Here is a 16,498-nt window from a genome sequence, read left to right as displayed (position 1 = left end):
TGTATTTCGCAAAAATATAAACCATTTTCTTATTTTTGCAACGGTTTTTTGTAATTATCCGATTACAAACGACTATAAACGGTTGGAAAAATGAGGCAGAATAAATTGAATGATACAATATGCGCACCGGCTACCGTCCCGGGCACTGGTGCGATTTCAGTGATAAGACTGAGCGGTCCGGATGCGATATGCATTGCCGACAAGGTGCTCGGAGGGACACTGAAGGGTCCGGACGGCAACATAGTACCCGGCAATACGGTAAAATTCGCCCGGGCGGCCGATTCCGAGGGAAGACCTCTTGATGATGTGCTTGCCGCCGTATTCCGTGCACCGCATTCGTATACCGGAGAAGACTCTGTTGAGATTTCGTGCCACGCTTCTCCATATATAGCGGAACAGTTTCTGATGCTTCTCGTTGCTGCTGGGGCACGGCTTGCGGAACCGGGAGAGTTTACGAGAAGGGCTTTTGTGAATGGAAAGATGGATTTGGCTCAGGCCGAGTCGGTTGCTGACATCATAGCCGCCGGAAACGAGGCCTCGCACAGACTTGCCATGATGCAGATGCGAGGCGGATTTTCATCCGAATTGAAGAAAATGCGGGATGAGCTTCTGCAATTGGTGACGTTGATGGAACTGGAACTCGATTTTTCCGAAGAAGACGTACAATTCGCCGACCGCACCGCGCTTACGGCCCTTGCCGTCAGGATTCGCGACCACGCACGGAGGCTTGCGGAAAGTTTTCGTGCCGGAAATGCCGTTAAAAACGGTCTGCCGACAGTCATCACGGGAGCGACGAATGCCGGGAAAAGCACTCTGCTCAATACGTTGCTCGGCGAAGAAAGGGCGATTGTTTCCGAACAGCATGGCACTACAAGGGACACGATTGAAGAATGCCTCAATATCGACGGGATGCTTTTCAGGTTCATAGATACCGCCGGTCTTCGCGAAAGTGCCGGTAATATCGAGAAGAAAGGCATTGAACGGACTTTCGAGAAAATCGGCTCCGCTTCCGTCGTGTTGGCCGTTATGGATATCTCCTCCCCTTTCCGCCGTTTGTCGGAGAGTTTTAAAGCGATAGTCGGACACGTGGATTTCAAGGCTCAAAAACTCATGCTGCTTATGAACAAGGCGGACCTTTATGCATCCGGGGACGAAGGAGGATTTTCTTCGGAACTTATGGATAGGCTGGCAAGAATTTACGACCGGCTTCAGGCCTTGCTTCCCGAGGGGGTCAGAATCGTCAAGGACGTCCCGGTCATACCTTTGTCAGCAAAAATGTCTTTCGGAACGGACGAATTACGCGGTGTTTTAGCCGATTATATGCGTTCCATGCTCGGAGACCCCGATTCCGTACTTGTAACCAATGTACGTCATGCCGATGCCTTGCGAGCTACCGCAGAAGCCCTCGACCGTACCATAAAAGGGCTTTCCGACGGCCTGCCGACCGACCTCGTTTCCCAGGACATCCGCGAGGCAATCCATCACCTCGGCGAAATCACCGGGGAAATCTCCACGGAAGAGGTCCTGGGCGAAGTGTTCAAAGGGTTTTGCGTCGGCAAATAACTATCTGATTATCAATGAGTTAAATTGATTATAATCGATTAATATGGCGCTCTTTACGGGGCGCCTTTTTTGTTGCTCAAGTATCGTTGATAATCGTTGCTAAGCCTTTTTACGCCATTTTTTGTACCTCCTGTGTACCTCACCACGAAAATCTAAGGATTATCGTTGGCAAGGTCGTGGAGAACTTTTACGCCATTTTACGGGATTTTACGGAGTTATACAAAAATATTGGAGAAATAAGGAGAAATAACATGAGTAGCAACATTGAAATCAGACGAATCTGTGCGTGGTGCAAGCAAGAATTCATTGCGCATAAAACGACTACAACCTGTTGTTCGCACAGATGTGCAAACCTTCTGTATAAACAGAAGAAACGTGAGGCTTCTATTAAGGCCAACAACCAAATTGTAGAAAAAGTCATCAAGGAGAAGCCGATTGCAAAAATCAGAGACAAGCCTATTCTTACTATCACAGAAGCTGCCACATACATAGGCGTAACCCGACCTACTCTTTATGGCTATCTGAAAAGAGGTGAACTTAAAGCCATCCGACTTGGATATAAGTTTCTATTGAAAAAGGAGGATATTGATAACTTATTCAAGAAGTCTATAGAATTTAAGATTCCGGTAAGAGACAAACCTTCCATTAATGATTTCTACACCACCGCCGAAATCAAGGAGAAGTATGGCGTAAAGGATTCCTGGATATTTCATATCGCTAAGGAACATAATATTCCACGAACCTTTCACCGTGGAAAAACCTATTGGAGCAAAAAGCATATTGATGACTACTTTGCAAAGAAAGCTCCCGATCCTGAAATCAGGGAATGGTACAGCACGCAAGACATGCAGGAGAAGTTCGGTATGACACTGACGGCCATCTATTCTTTTGTTTCAAAGAATGCCATTCCCAAGAAGAAGGTCGGCATCATGGTGTACTACTCCAAAAAGCATGTGGACATTGCCAAAGGTCTCATTGCCCCAGAAGAGCCCAAATACTACACCATTGCCGAAGCGATGGAGCGATTCAATTTGACGCGGGATCAACTTTACCATTATGTGAAATACCATAATATTCCCCATATCAAGGTCGGTAAATATACCAAGATCCTGCGGGCAGAGCTGGACAAGTTCTTTGCGCCTCCAAAGATAGAATGAGCCGAAAGTTATTTTCCGGTGATAAATACCACCATTAGAACACCTATTTTATTTGCAACAAAAACAAGTATTAATCAAAAAACAATATAGCTATGACACTTACATGTACCAACGTAACACTGAGACAAAAGCCATTGCGTAACGACCGTATATCTCTTTATCTGGATTATTATCCGGCCATCCGCAATCCTTACACGATGAAGATGAGTCGCCGGGAATTCCTCGGCATTTACATCTATGCCAAGCCCAAGAATGAGCAGCAAAGAATGTTCAATCAGGATATGCTGAACAAGGCAGAGGCTATCCGCTGTATCCGTGTCCAGTCGCTTATCAATGAAGAATTCGGGTTCCTGGATAAGAACAAACACAAGGTAGATTTTCTCGCCTATTTCCGGACTAAAGCACGAGAAAAGTATGAGAAATGGGATTGCGTTTACAACCACTTCGAGAAATTTGTCGGTGGTAAATGCACCTTTGGTGATGTCACCGTGGAACTGTGCGAGAAGTTCAGGGATTACCTGCTCAAATGCAAACAAATCAATCATCCCAATGCTTATATCTCACGCAATTCGGCCGCTGGCTATTATTCAACTTTCCGAGCCTTGTTGAAGATAGCCTACAAAGAGAAGATGCTGCGTGAGAACTTGAACGACTTTCTGGAAAAGATAGAATGGAAAGAGGTCAAGAAAGAGTATCTGACACTTGATGAAGTCAAGAAACTGGCCGCTACACCCTGCAAGATTCCAGTCTTGAAACAGGCCTCCCTATTCGCTTGCATGACCGGCCTCCGTATCAGTGATATTCTGAAGCTGGATTGGCGTGACTTTGAAGTCGGTCCGGATCAAGGCTATTACATCCGTATCTGCACCGAAAAGACAGAAACCGAGGCCACCCTCCCTATCAGTCAGGAAGCACTGGAGTTGTGTGGCGAATGGGGCACCGGAAAAGTCTTCAAAGGCTTAACCCGATCCATGACTCATCATCCCCTGAAACAATGGATTGCCGAAGCCGGAATCAAAAAGCACATAACCTTCCACTGCTTTAGGCACTCGTATGCGGTCATCCAAATCTCTTTAGGTACAGACATTTACACAGTATCAAAGATGCTGACACACAAGAATGTCACCACTACTCAAATCTATGCTGATTTGGTTAACTCTAAGAAGCGAGAGACAGCGAATAAGATTTCGCTGAAATAGCATTGAGTACTGTAACATAAGAAGAGTCCGACTATGTTTTACTCCCATGTCGGACTCTTTTTTATTCTATTGTGGCATAGATGGCATAGAAATAAGTACCATATCGAGGACAAATGCTGCCACTTTCTTGGATTTATAACATGGTATCTATGAAATGACATATATTTGCGCACAAACAATTAGCAAATATCACTATGAATCAGAAAAGTATAGAACATATAGCACTCTATTCCCTTGTATTGGTAGGTACGCTTGTCGTTGGCGTTTTAGCTCGGCTGTTTGTTTTATCCAAAGGCGTTGACGATTTCAGTAGTAGTGTTGCATTTTTTGCAACAGTAATTGTCTTGATGGCAATCTATGCCAGTTTACAGACAACTTTCAATCAGTTTCTACTGCCACGCATAGAAGCTTTTCTATTGCGTTTCACTGCTTTTCAAACGATGAAAAATCACAATGATACCGTTTCTGTTCCAGAAGCCCCTACAATCAAAGATTCAAACCAGGCTACGCCTGATGTCATTGACCCTGCTCCTTCCACTGAAGAAGCAATCTCTGAACTTTCAGAATATGAAGTCATGCGAACCAACGCTATCGCAGAAAATAATCGTGCTATTCAAACCAAATTAGAAAAGGTGCTCAATTATACTAAGCAAACCATGGTCGCCTATATGGGTGAAGAAGATCTCAACCGTCTATGCACATACGTTACAGAATATAGTACAGGAGATACCTTACAAAAGATATCGCCTGTAAAAGTTGACTCACAACTTAAAAGCATTGATATAATGCACTTTGGTTGGAACATCGGCAAGGCTTTTGGCAGGAAGCGTATTCATACCGCCACATTCATCAAGAATGTCTTTGCCCATCCCCTCCGTGACTTGGAAATTTCAACGATTGAACGTAAAATGTCACATACAGAATCAGAGAGCAAGATAAAACTGAACAAAAAAGTATAACAGCAATACCGTTAGGTATTATCGCATTCCAATAGTTAAATCCATTTTCATAACTTTAAGAAGTTTGTAGCCGTAATCATAAATATATTGTGTTAACGACCATTTATCAGGATAATAGAGGCTACATAGAGAAAAGTGTATCTCATCAATAATGTCTGGAAGGCCAATCTCAATTATATTCTTTCTATCTTCATTTTTTTGATGGTATCTTCTATTTTTTTCATCACTTCAATTGAAGCTTTTATTTCTTTTCCTGACAAATTAGGAAGACCTGCATGTCCATGAGAAGATTGATGAAGAACTACTTTTTGATATATAGACATTGCCTGTATATTTTCTGATAGTTTATCAGCTGATTCTGCGGCATTATTGAACTTATTGATAGTCTTCTTAATCTTCTCCCACTGCATGGCTTCTGGCGCATGTCTCATAATATCATTAATTTCCTTGAAAAGTGTTCTTAAATCACTAATGCCGGAGGCATCAATATGAAAAAATCTAAAATCACTTTTCTGGCAAATTTCTTTTATTATGAAAGTGGTTTCTTCTTTTGCACCAGACATCAACAACATGGCTAACTGATGCAGTAGTACCTCAAAATACTGTCTAATGTCATTACCAATATTAATTGTATTTTCTGGGTGATCATCTAGTTCTTTTTCGATTTCTTTTATTCTGTCTACATTCTTCTTGGCATAAACACAATGCTTGTGATTATATTCGTAGATTCCTTGACGTAACCATTTTTGATTTTCTTCTGGAACTTCCTTCAAGAAATGATCACATAGGTTGTAAAAACTAGTATTGTGCGTAAAAATTACTATTTGATAGGACTTGAAACAACTTGTAATATATTGATATAAAAAAGACCGATTGGCAGTGTCTAAACTTGTAATAAAATCATCGAGAACTAAAATCCTCTTTTGGTCAGCCTGTGTAGGTGCCATTAACATAATTGATGACAAAGCAACAATTAATACAATCAGGTGAAGTTTTGCCTCATTGAAATATATTTTTAAAAAATCATCATAATGAAGGTTTTGCTTATCATCATTAATCTTTAGCAAGAACGACCCATTTTGAGACACTGCAACTGTCACTTCTTCAAAGAAAATTTTTTTTAAAACACGGTTTGTCTCACAAACAATTACATCAACGAAATCTTGTGTAACCTCATTATCAATATCATGATGCCCCAAATACATTGATTTTAATAATTGTTTGACATCAATCTGTTTATTAACAGCTAAATCAGCCCCGTCTATCATATATACATGATAACATGAGGTGTCGAAAGTCAAAAAAGATTCCCCGTTAACGGTAATATTAACGGGACTACTCGACATACAATTCTTATAATCTATTAAGATCTGACGTTCGGCATTCAGTCTCCCATCACCTGTTAGATGTGCCGGGATTCTTTCATTTTCAATTCGTTTCTTATGAAAAACATATTTAATAGCTTCATAAATTGAACTTTTTCCAGATCCATTTTCGCCATAACACAATATATTCATTGGTTTCCCCTCAGCAGTAGCATCTCCGAGAACAGCTCTATCACTACCAAAAGCCTTAAAGTTTTCTAATGTTAGCTGTTTCATAACCCTTCTTTTCCATTTACAAAGAAATTTTCTAATAGCTTAGATATATCTTTTATTCGTTTAGTAAATTGGCTATAAGTATAACCTGCAGTGGTGCTTATTAAATTCTTAACCTCCTCTAGCTCAGACATCTTATAAGACTGATAACGTTGATAGATAGGAGTGTTACGCTGTGGCATGTCAAGAACAATATTGTTCCCTAGACTGTTTAAATCGTCATCAAGATTGTCTTTTGGCCAGTTTGAATCAATATGACAGGAATCGATTGACTTGAGAATCTTATCAACTTTATAATTCTTTACGGCCACCTGATTGGGATACTTTAGATAGAAAGCCAATAAGGAAAGTCCTTTCCTCAATCGTCCAGGATAATTCCACATCCATGAATCAATATTCTTTGTCAAATAGTCATCAACTGGCAAATTTGCAGCTACTCTATATATAATATTATAAATCTCAAATTTCACTGACATTGTTGAACCTCTGTAATAGCAATAACGCAAAACTTTTTTTAAGAATTCAATTAAGTCATCTTCGTTAGCCTCTTTGTGAAAGTATAGAAACACTATTAACGCATATACAGGATTCTGATTGGTGTATGCATCTAACACTTGTAGCCAAGCTCCTAATCGTGTAGGCTCTGTACGCTTATAGTAGTACACTTCTATCGCATCTAGTGTCTTCTGTAAATCTTCCAACACTATTTCGTATCCACCTGTTTTAAAGGGAGATTTTGGATCTTTTTGGAAAAACTCTCTTAGTCTTTTTTCGGCTATCACAATTCCCTCTTTACCTCTAATTATATGGTAGTAATAGCGAAATAAATCATCAATTTTAAGTTCTAAGTCATCACATCGAGATATGAGGTTTTTCCATTCTTCTTTGAATTTCTCACCCTTCCCCACTGATAGAGACATATAATAGAGTTTTGCTTTAAAAATATCTGCGTCTTGTAAATCCATACCTCTATTGTTGATGGTTTCAAAAACTAATAAAGCATTTGACCTAGCCTCATCCAAGTCATCGTCTTTCAATACTATAGGTAGCAGATATATCTTGCTAATAAAAAAATCAACAAATACTTTCTGTTTTTCATCATCCAAACGAGAGAAATACTCTCTCAATAGTGCATAGATGGCAATTGCATTATTCTTCACTTGTTCTGTACTATTCTTATAGTACAGCATCTCTCCCTTCTTTAAGTATTCCAAATAGTCTTTTTCAAAATCTTCTTTTGTTTTTGTGAGAATAGCATCTATTTGTTCTTGATCTTTCACTTCAAAAACATCCGAGAAGATGGTGCTTACAAAATCAGTAGTGCTATCATCCTCATAAGACTCCACCTGTATCATTCTTTTCAGACGATTATTAAACGGATGAAGAATATGAATAGCTTTAAGAAATAACCATAGAGTAATTAAACGTTGTTGCCCGTCAACAACTTCTGGACGATCGTCATGCTCGTCTTCTGCCAATACAATATTTCCCAAAAAATATGAATCGGTACCACTGCTATATGCATCCATTATATCATCATATAGTTGCCTACACTGTTCCATAGTCCATGAATAGTGCCGCTGATAGTTTGGTATTATATACCTGTTGTCATTGGAAAACAATGATTTCAGGTTTTTCTGTTCTGCAGATAAATATAGTGCCATATTTTGCTTAACTAATAAAGTATTCTTATCTATTCGTTTACAAAGATACTTAAATTCCTTGTAATCACTACCAATCACCACCAAAAGTTATCTCACAGTTATATTCCGGTGATGTTTTCCACCATCAAAACACCAATTTCCTTTGCCAGCGAACAATTAAAAACGAGTACGTATGGCAAATGAACAAATCACTTTTGATAAGCTGCCGCAGGCGGTAGGTTATCTCACAGAACAGATGGAACAAATCCGGTAAATGGTGGCGGCATTGCAACCACAGACATCTTCTGACAAGCATCGTCTTGTTGAAATTGACGAAACCTGTAAAATCACACGAAAAGCGAAGCCTACCATTTACACGCTTGCACGTAAAGGACTAATTCCAGCCTATAAAAAAGGAAAGAAACTCTACTTCTATGAAGATGAGTTACTGCAATGGATTGAGTCCGGGCGCAAGCAGATGCAGGCAATGTCGCTCCAGGAACAAGCCGCGCAAATAGTACATGGAGCAAAGCGTAAACCAAAGGGAGGTTATAACTTTTGATCTGCACGGCTATGGAAACCTCCAAATTAACAGCAGAAGGTATCATCGGCGAGGCTGTGCGCATCGGGGCCAAGATGTCCGGCGGTGAGTTCCCGATAGAAGTCTTTCCTATCAGGATTCAGCGTATCATTGGCAGTTTACACGATTGTCAGGGCTATCCCGTAGATTATGTTGCTGCGGCTATCCTTGCAGCCATTGCCGTGGGGATTGGCAACTCCCATCTGGTGCAGGTAAAGCGCAACTGGCTGGAAAGTCCTATTCTGTACATGGCACTGATTGGACGCCCCGGAGCGAATAAGAGTCATCCGCTGAGTTTCGCTTTCCAGCCGTTTATTGAACACGACTATTGTCAGAATCAGGAGTATCAGAAGTTGTATGCCGAGTATGAACGCACTATGTCCATGAGCAAAAAGGAACGCATGGAAGCTGGTTTGGATGAATTTCCGCAGGCTCCCGTGCGCAAACGCTTTCTTGTTTCGGATATTACTCCCGAAGGATTGAGCCTGATACATGCCCAGAATCCCAGAGGACTCTGCCTTTGGTCGGACGAGCTGTCGGCCTGGTTCAAGAACTTCAACCGTTACAATAACGGTTCGGAAGAACAATTCTGGCTTTCGGTGTTCAATGCCAAGCCCACGATTTCCGACCGCAAGAGTATGCAAAGTTCCATTTTTATCAGACGTCCTTACATCTCTGTTATCGGTACCATTCAAAAGAAGATTCTGGGCGAACTGGTCAAGGGCGAGCGTTCGAGTAACGGTTTTATTGACCGTATTCTTTTCGTGATGCCTGAATCTGTCTTGAAAAGCAGATGGAACGACCGGGAAACTCCTGAAGAACTGGAAATCCAGTGGCAACAGATTATCGACAAGCTGATCACACAGGATTGTCCGCATGACGAGAATAATGAGTTGCAGCCTCAATGCCTGCCATTCGATGAAAATGCCAAGCAACGGCTTTACGGTTGGCAGCATGAAAATGCCCGTCAATGTGATATGGAAACCAATGATGCTTTGGTAGGTATTTACTGCAAACTGGAAATCTACATTATCCGGTTTTGTCTGATTATACAGCTTGCCCGATGGACTTGCGGAGAGTGCGACAAGCATACGATTGACCTTGAAAGCGTGAACCGTGCCATCCTGCTGGCAGAGTATTTTCGGACAACAGCCGTAAAAGTGCAGACTGCCGTCAGTCAGGAACAGTTGAGCGAATTGCACCGCAACATATACCTGAATCTGCCTCACAGATTTACAACGGCAGAAGGTATCGGCATTGCTGAAAGTTACGGGATGAAGGAACATGCTTTTAAGATGTTTCTAAAACGCCACATCGGAACATTATTCAGAAAAGAGAATCATGGAGAATACAGTAAATAAACCTGTTACTATGCACATTTTCGCAACCGAGGGGTTTGTGAAGTTGCGAAAATGTGCATAGTAACATCCAAACAGAAAGAAAAATGAACTACAGATTTACATTAGAACCATACAAAGGTGTCAGCACCCGGCATACATGCCCGAACTGCCACCGCAAAAGTTGTTTCGCCAAATACATCGACACGGAAAAGCAAATCAGTTTTCCCAATTATGTAGGGCGATGCAACCATGAACAGAAGTGTGGCTACAACTATACGCCCAAAATGTACTTTGACGAAAACCCGATTGCCAAAGAACGATTGAGCGAAAAGTTTGTACCGGTGTCAAAGCCAGGCATCAGTCTGCTTCCTGAACCTTCATTCATTGAGCCGAAAATCATGAGGCAGTCCCTGAAGCTGTATCACACGAACAAGCTGTTTCAATTCCTGAGTTTGCATTTCGGACAGGAGGCTACCAAAGAACTGATGTTGCGCTACCATGTAGGAACCTCGAAGCATTGGCCGGGAGCTACAGTCTTCTGGCAGGTGGATATTTCCGGACGGGTACGCACCGGAAAAGTGATGCTCTACAATCCCGAAAACGGGAGACGGATTAAAGAGCCGCACAACTACATCACGTGGGTACATTCCCTTCTGAAGAAAGAGAATTTCAACCTTCGGCAATGTTTGTTTGGTGAACATCTTTTGTCCTCCGACCAGCAGCGTCCGGTTGCCCTTGTGGAGAGTGAGAAAAGCGCTTTGATTTCCAGCTTCTATCTGCCACAATATCTATGGATTGCTTCGGGCGGAAAGAACGGAGCGTTCAATCGGGATGCCATGAGCGTATTGAGAAACCGACGTGTTCTGCTCTTCCCCGACCTTGGGGCAACCGACTATTGGAACAGCAAAATGGAGATGATCCGGAGCCTGGGAATAGAGGTTTCTCTCTTCGATTTTATGGAAAGAAACGCAACAAAAGAAGAACGGGATGCGGGTTATGACATCGCCGATTTCCTGCTGAGAGAAGAGACAAAGGAGGCTATTTTCAATCGTCTTATCACGTTGAATCCGGCCTTGAAAACGCTGGTCGAAACTTTCAATTTGCAGCTCGTCAATGTGGAGAAAGCACCGCTTTCAGCAAAGGTTCAACGTACCCGGAAAGGACTTTTTAAATGATAACTTTCAGATGTCTGATTCACTTCTTTTTCACTGGAGCAAGTTTATGCCGGTGTATTACATTTCCCGGCCACTTGCTCACCTCAAAAGAAGGTGAGACGGCTCCCGATGGTCACAATTATTAATCTCAAAAGCAAATATTATGGACAAGAAAAATACAGTTACAATCCGTCTTACAGACGAACAATTCGGCTGGCTCAGAGCACTCAGCCGACGCAGTAAACGCAGTCAAAGCGAAGTTGTGCGTTCACTCATCGAACGCGGTACGGTGCGTGAACGAATTACGAGAGAAAATCTTGACATTATCCGAAAACTGATTGGCGAAAGCACGAACCTGAATCAGCTTGCCAGACGAGCCAATGCTTACGGTTTTTATCGTGTGGCCGATGAGTGCAGTACCGCCGTTCAACAGATTTCACAACTCATAAAACAACTCAAGGATGATAGGTAAGATTGTTAAGGGCACATCGTTTTCCGGGTGCGTAAACTATGTGCTGAAAGAAGATAAATCGCGACTGCTGAAAGCAGTTGGTGTCTACGGTTCACCCGAAGAAATAGCGGAGCAATTCGAGTTGCAGACTTTACTGAATGACAAGGTCAAGAACACGGTCGGCCATATATCATTGAGCTTCTCCGCAGAGGACAGAGACCGCCTCCGTGACGATGATGGGCTGATGCTGAAGATCGCCCACGACTATATGAAACTGATGGGAATTGAGAATACGCAGTTCATCATCGCCCGGCATACCGACCGTGACCATCCGCATTGTCACATCGTTTACAACCGGGTGGATAATGATGGCTGCACCATCAGCGACAAGAACGACCGCTACCGAAATGAAAAAGTTTGCAAGATGTTGACAGCTCGTTACCGCTTGCATTTTGCCGAAGGAAAAGAGCATGTGAATTTCATGCGGTTGCGCCATCACGACAAGGTAAAGTATTTTATCTATCATGCCTTGAAACGAGAAGTTCCGAACGCCCGAAGCTGGAGTGAGCTGCGACTGGCCTTGCGAAGATACGGAATTGATACGCAATGGAAGCTAAGTCGCACGACCGGAGAGATGCAAGGTGTCAAGTTCACATGTGACCAACTGACCTTTAGCGGTTCCAAGATTGACCGCCAGTTCAGTTTCCTGAACATCGACCAGGAGCTGAGATATAACGCTCTTTCTGCTACCATGAACCAGCGTCAGGCACAGACAGAAACCATACGCGAGGAACCTCGGCATGAATACCAGCAGGAGAATCATTCCAGCATCAGTGTGGGATTGTTCACGCCCTCTCCTACGGATTATGATACGGAGGAAGCGATACAGGCCAACCGGCTTAAAAAGAAGAAAAAGAAACCGAAACGCAAGCGAGGTTTCAGTCTATAATCAATTTTTTATTAACCATCAAAATTCAAATTATTATGAACTATTCCGATTTTATTTACGATTTCAATCTCTATTTGTGTGAGAGATTCGGTTACAGAAACTGTTGTTCCGTCATGCACAACGCCAACGGTATTTGTGTTTCTGTCCATGTAGGCGAAATGGATTTATACATCCGTTTTTGGGAATACAGTTGCGGCGTTGGCAGCATCCCCGACTGGAGCATTATCATTGTGCGCAGCAACTTCAAACGGAACCAGCAGGAAAACCTGAAAGACCTTGCCCGCTTCTTCAAAGAGTACGCCCCACGTTACGGTTATAAATACCTTTGCACCGAGGATGATGACTACAAGTATTACCAGACCCTTGGTCTGAAACTTATCCACAGAGGATTTTTCAGACAATATAATTATGGATTGCCGTTGAAGGAGTTGGAGGTGTAATGTAGATTTCTTTATGAAGGAGAGGACTTTTCTCTCCTTTTTCTCTTTTTATAGCATTATGTTTTATATCTTTGTAAAATAACAAGGATTTAACAATGTACAAACCCATGAACCGAATAAAAGAGGTGCTTGAAGAAAAAGGCATCAAGCAAACATGGTTGGCAGAAAAGCTCGGAAAAAGTTTTTGTATTGTCAACTCTTATGTCTGCAACCGTCGACAACCAAGTTTAGAGGTATTATTTGAGATTGCAAAGATATTGAATGTGGATCCCAAAGACTTAATTTATAATAAATAATCTATATAATATGGCAATTAGAGATGATGTAAGACTAATTAATCTCAGAGATTTAATATATAAAATTTCCAAGATTAACAATGTTAAAGAAATATACATATTTGGATCACGCGCTTATGAGACGGGCAGCCTTAGATCCGATATTGACATTTTAGTTTATGCTCCTGATGGGCTTAGACGAGATGAGATTATGCCAATAATAGAGATGGAGAAGGCTTTAGATATATTTAAAACTACAAATAAGATTGAAGCAGAAAGTTTTGCAAATGATAGTTGGATAAGAAGAGACGATATCGTGGCCACTCTCGATGCTAAGTTATTATGGTCAAAAGAAAAAGGAGAGAGTTCTCTAATGGGCAGATACCAAGAAATTAAGGTCCAACGAGATATTGATTTTAAAATGTCTTACATTCCTTCATATTCAGATGAAGAAATAAAGTTTTATAAGACTTATGGAAAACATGCAGTTTTTGTCATTATGCCATTTAGAGAGGAACTCAAAATAGTCTATGATATAATTAAAAGTGTATTTGCAAAGAATGGATATATTGCCATACGAGCTAACGAGAAGCTATTTACGGATGATTTGTGGAATAATGTTAAAGTGTATCTTGATTGTTGCAAAGTTTCAGTAGCAATATTTGACAAAAATGATCAAGACAGTTATAATCCCAATGTCGCTTTAGAAGTTGGTTACATGTTGGCAAAAGGAAATAAGGTTTGTCTGCTTAAAGATTGTAAGTTACCTAAATTGCCATCCGATTTGATATCTAGAATGTACATGGAATATGATTCTGATAAGATTGAAACGACATTGCCCCAACAATTGGAATTGTGGATTAGAGATTATTTATCTTAAACAAATTGAGGATATGAAAGAACAATTGAATAACAATTTTAATTTACCTTCAACAATTCGCAAGAATCTTAAATTTCCCGTAATAAACACGGGCTTATATAAATTATTGCAAGATGAAGGTAACTAAACAATATTACAGAATTACTGATTAATAATATTAAAGAAAAATAAGAATACACATATATCACAGTCTATGGCATTTAATATTTATTATATTAATTACCCTAAGGTTTATGAAATTAAGATGATGTTTGATAATTTCATAACTGTAGCCAAAGAGGTACAGAAGAATACAGAAGGTAACGCTTCTGCGCATTTAGGAGCAAAAATGGGACTGGGCTTTCTAAAACTATTTAGTGGTGAAGGTAATGCTGATATTAATGTAGGGGGAAGTGCTTCGAAAAAAGTACTGGAGACCATCGAGATTAAAACTACCAAATCTATTATATTAAGTGATGTCGTGGACGCAAGTAAAAATATTGCTCAGTTTGATAATACTATCAAAGAAGGTGAATTAGTATTAATTGATAATGTTCAATTATCATTAGAAAATGAAGTTGAGCTAAGGACGGTAAAGTTATTTACAAGTGGAGCTTTCAAAAATCTTTCTGTTCCTGGGGTTAATGGATTTGATATAACAAACTTATTCAACTCAATGTTTAAAGATTATGCATATAAAATTAAAGGTGTACTATTAAATGGAAATGATAAGATTATCATAAAGATACCTGTTACTTTTGAAAATGAATTTGAAAGCTCATACAATGTTGATGATTTATTTATTGGAAAAGTTAGTGTTTTGGGAATATATAAAGGTACTATTAAGATAAATCAGTTAGGCAATACTTTTCAATACTTTGCAGAATTAGGGAACATACAATCACAATTTAAAAGGACATCCGAATTTGAGGAAATACAAGAAAGTCAATATCCCATTGAGCAACCGACATATAAAGAGTTTGCTAGTTCAGGAGATAGTTCTATATACCATTACATTGATTTGTTAGCCATAATCCAGAATATACATACTACAAAATAGCATGAAAAAAGAACTCTTGTTTTATAATCAAATAGAATTTGAGTCAATAAGGACATTGTTTCAGTCTTTAGAGTATGAAGTGATAAGTTTAAGTTACTTTTTAGAAGACTTAAAAGATCTTGATAAGTTCACTCCCTACAAAAGTGGCATATGTGTTATTGATGTATCAATATTAGGTGGAGGATATTATAATACGAGCGCTATTCAGGCTATTGGAGAAAATGTATTTAGACTATTCAATAATGAAGATATTATTTATATCTGTGACAACAAGTATTTTGATCAACTTAAATATGAATTAAGATATTGTTTTGAACAATTTGTAGACATCAAAGAAAAATACGATATTTTCTTCGAACAATTACCTCCCCCTATAATTGCAACAGATAGAATACATAAGAAGATTACAGATTTTACACCTGAAGAATTTGAAACATTCTTTAAATCATTTCGAGAATCATTATACGGGCACGAAAAGTTCAAAGATGATTTCTATGAAATAGCAAAATCATTTCGTTTGTTTAACAAAATAGGAGAACATAAAGTATTATCGTTATTTCTATTAGGGGAATCAGGGGTCGGCAAGACAGAAGTTGCTAGAGCATTATATAAATGTCTTGGAGGTAAGGATAATTTAGCAAAAGTAAATTTCGGGAATTATAGCAACGAATTCTCATTAAGTTCATTAATAGGTAGTGCTCGTGGCTATATCGGAAGCGATGATGGTGAGATTTTTATTCGTGTCCGTAATACGGATGTAGGACTTATTCTAATTGATGAATTTGAAAAATCAAATGCCACACTATTTAATTTCTTTTTGGATGTATTAGAGAGTGGTAAGATGGTAAGTTCTCAAGCAGTAGAAATTGATATCAATGGTTTTGTAATAATATTTACATCAAATATTACAAAGGAAGAGTTCCCTACAAGGATATCGCCTGAACTACGTTCAAGATTTGATTATAAAGGGCATTTCACTAGATTATTTAATCAAGATAAAAGAAAATATGTAGAATATCGAATTAAATCTATCATACGGAAATACAATGAACACTATAATGAATCTTTAGGAGATAATGATGTTCACCATTTTGTAACAACCATACCTGTAGATAAGTATGAAAATATGAGAGATATTAATAAGAAAATCAAGATAGAATTTCATTAGTGTCCCGTTAAAATGGGACGAGTTAAACAATTAATCAAAAAGCCCCGGAATCAGGGGATCATTTAGATCTTTGACATCATTGAAATTAGTCTTGTCGAACAGG

Annotated in this window: 15 protein-coding genes and 1 pseudogene; 14 read left to right on the top strand and 2 right to left on the bottom strand. The window is 39.8% G+C overall.

Translation table 11 applies throughout. The annotated features are described in order from the left end of the window. The first annotated feature begins 90 nt into the window (after positions 1–90). From mnmE to B5F83_RS06935, 4 genes are all read left to right on the top strand, one after another. A complete protein-coding gene (mnmE, locus tag B5F83_RS06950; RefSeq protein WP_087278459.1) occupies positions 91–1,563 on the top strand; it encodes a tRNA uridine-5-carboxymethylaminomethyl(34) synthesis GTPase MnmE in 1,473 nt (490 codons plus the stop codon). 251 nt (positions 1,564–1,814) lie between these two features. After that, positions 1,815–2,720 (top strand): helix-turn-helix domain-containing protein, encoded by a 906-nt coding sequence (locus B5F83_RS06945; RefSeq protein ID WP_087278709.1) that lies wholly within the window; start codon positions 1,815–1,817, stop codon positions 2,718–2,720. Between the two features lie 92 nt (positions 2,721–2,812). Continuing rightward, the gene (locus tag B5F83_RS06940; protein ID WP_087278456.1) at positions 2,813–3,919 is read left to right on the top strand and encodes a site-specific integrase; all 1,107 of its coding nucleotides are present in this window, start codon (positions 2,813–2,815) and stop codon (positions 3,917–3,919) included. 194 nt (positions 3,920–4,113) lie between these two features. Further along, a complete protein-coding gene (locus B5F83_RS06935) occupies positions 4,114–4,878 on the top strand; it encodes a mobilization protein (protein WP_087278453.1) in 765 nt (254 codons plus the stop codon). A 173-nt stretch (positions 4,879–5,051) separates the two neighbouring features. On the opposite strand, the gene B5F83_RS06930 is transcribed toward B5F83_RS06935, so the two are convergent. Together B5F83_RS06930 and B5F83_RS06925 are read right to left on the bottom strand one after the other, a co-directional pair. Further along, on the bottom strand, positions 5,052–6,479 hold the full coding sequence (locus B5F83_RS06930; RefSeq protein WP_087278450.1) for an ATP-binding protein: 1,428 nt from the start codon (positions 6,477–6,479) through the stop codon (positions 5,052–5,054). Continuing rightward, positions 6,476–8,140 (bottom strand): DUF262 domain-containing protein, encoded by a 1,665-nt coding sequence (locus B5F83_RS06925; protein WP_143822560.1) that lies wholly within the window; start codon positions 8,138–8,140, stop codon positions 6,476–6,478. The genes B5F83_RS06930 and B5F83_RS06925 overlap by 4 nt, the downstream gene beginning before the upstream one ends. Positions 8,141–8,312: 172 nt before the next feature. Between B5F83_RS06925 and B5F83_RS06920 the strand changes: the two are divergent. From B5F83_RS06920 to B5F83_RS06875, 10 genes and pseudogenes are all read left to right on the top strand, one after another. Then, positions 8,313–8,681 (top strand): annotated as a pseudogene (locus B5F83_RS06920) (helix-turn-helix domain-containing protein). Between the two features lie 11 nt (positions 8,682–8,692). Further along, a complete protein-coding gene (locus tag B5F83_RS06915; protein ID WP_044656461.1) occupies positions 8,693–10,060 on the top strand; it encodes a DUF3987 domain-containing protein in 1,368 nt (455 codons plus the stop codon). Between the two features lie 83 nt (positions 10,061–10,143). Further along, complete coding sequence (locus tag B5F83_RS06910) at positions 10,144–11,214, top strand: DUF6371 domain-containing protein (protein ID WP_087278443.1); 1,071 nt, start codon at positions 10,144–10,146, stop codon at positions 11,212–11,214. A 142-nt stretch (positions 11,215–11,356) separates the two neighbouring features. Next, complete coding sequence (locus tag B5F83_RS06905; RefSeq protein WP_044655275.1) at positions 11,357–11,665, top strand: MobC family plasmid mobilization relaxosome protein; 309 nt, start codon at positions 11,357–11,359, stop codon at positions 11,663–11,665. Then, a complete protein-coding gene (locus B5F83_RS06900; protein WP_087278441.1) occupies positions 11,655–12,593 on the top strand; it encodes a relaxase/mobilization nuclease domain-containing protein in 939 nt (312 codons plus the stop codon). The genes B5F83_RS06905 and B5F83_RS06900 overlap by 11 nt, the downstream gene beginning before the upstream one ends. A 35-nt stretch (positions 12,594–12,628) precedes the next feature. After that, on the top strand, positions 12,629–13,033 hold the full coding sequence (locus B5F83_RS06895) for a hypothetical protein (RefSeq protein WP_044655277.1): 405 nt from the start codon (positions 12,629–12,631) through the stop codon (positions 13,031–13,033). Positions 13,034–13,128: 95 nt separating this feature from the next. After that, on the top strand, positions 13,129–13,329 hold the full coding sequence (locus B5F83_RS06890; protein WP_087278439.1) for a helix-turn-helix transcriptional regulator: 201 nt from the start codon (positions 13,129–13,131) through the stop codon (positions 13,327–13,329). A 10-nt stretch (positions 13,330–13,339) separates the two neighbouring features. Then, positions 13,340–14,188, top strand: coding sequence for a nucleotidyltransferase domain-containing protein (locus tag B5F83_RS06885; protein ID WP_087278436.1), 849 nt, complete (start codon positions 13,340–13,342; stop codon positions 14,186–14,188). Positions 14,189–14,381: 193 nt separating this feature from the next. After that, complete coding sequence (locus B5F83_RS06880; protein ID WP_204207348.1) at positions 14,382–15,227, top strand: hypothetical protein; 846 nt, start codon at positions 14,382–14,384, stop codon at positions 15,225–15,227. 1 nt (position 15,228) lies between these two features. Further along, positions 15,229–16,395, top strand: coding sequence for an AAA family ATPase (locus tag B5F83_RS06875; protein WP_087278433.1), 1,167 nt, complete (start codon positions 15,229–15,231; stop codon positions 16,393–16,395). Positions 16,396–16,498 lie beyond the last annotated feature (103 nt).

The sequence above is a fragment of the Muribaculum sp. An289 genome (assembly GCF_002159555.1).
Lineage (GTDB): Bacteria > Bacteroidota > Bacteroidia > Bacteroidales > UBA932 > Merdivivens > Merdivivens faecigallinarum.
Note: the sequence above shows the minus strand (reverse complement) of the source record. Positions and strands in the feature narration are given on the sequence as shown.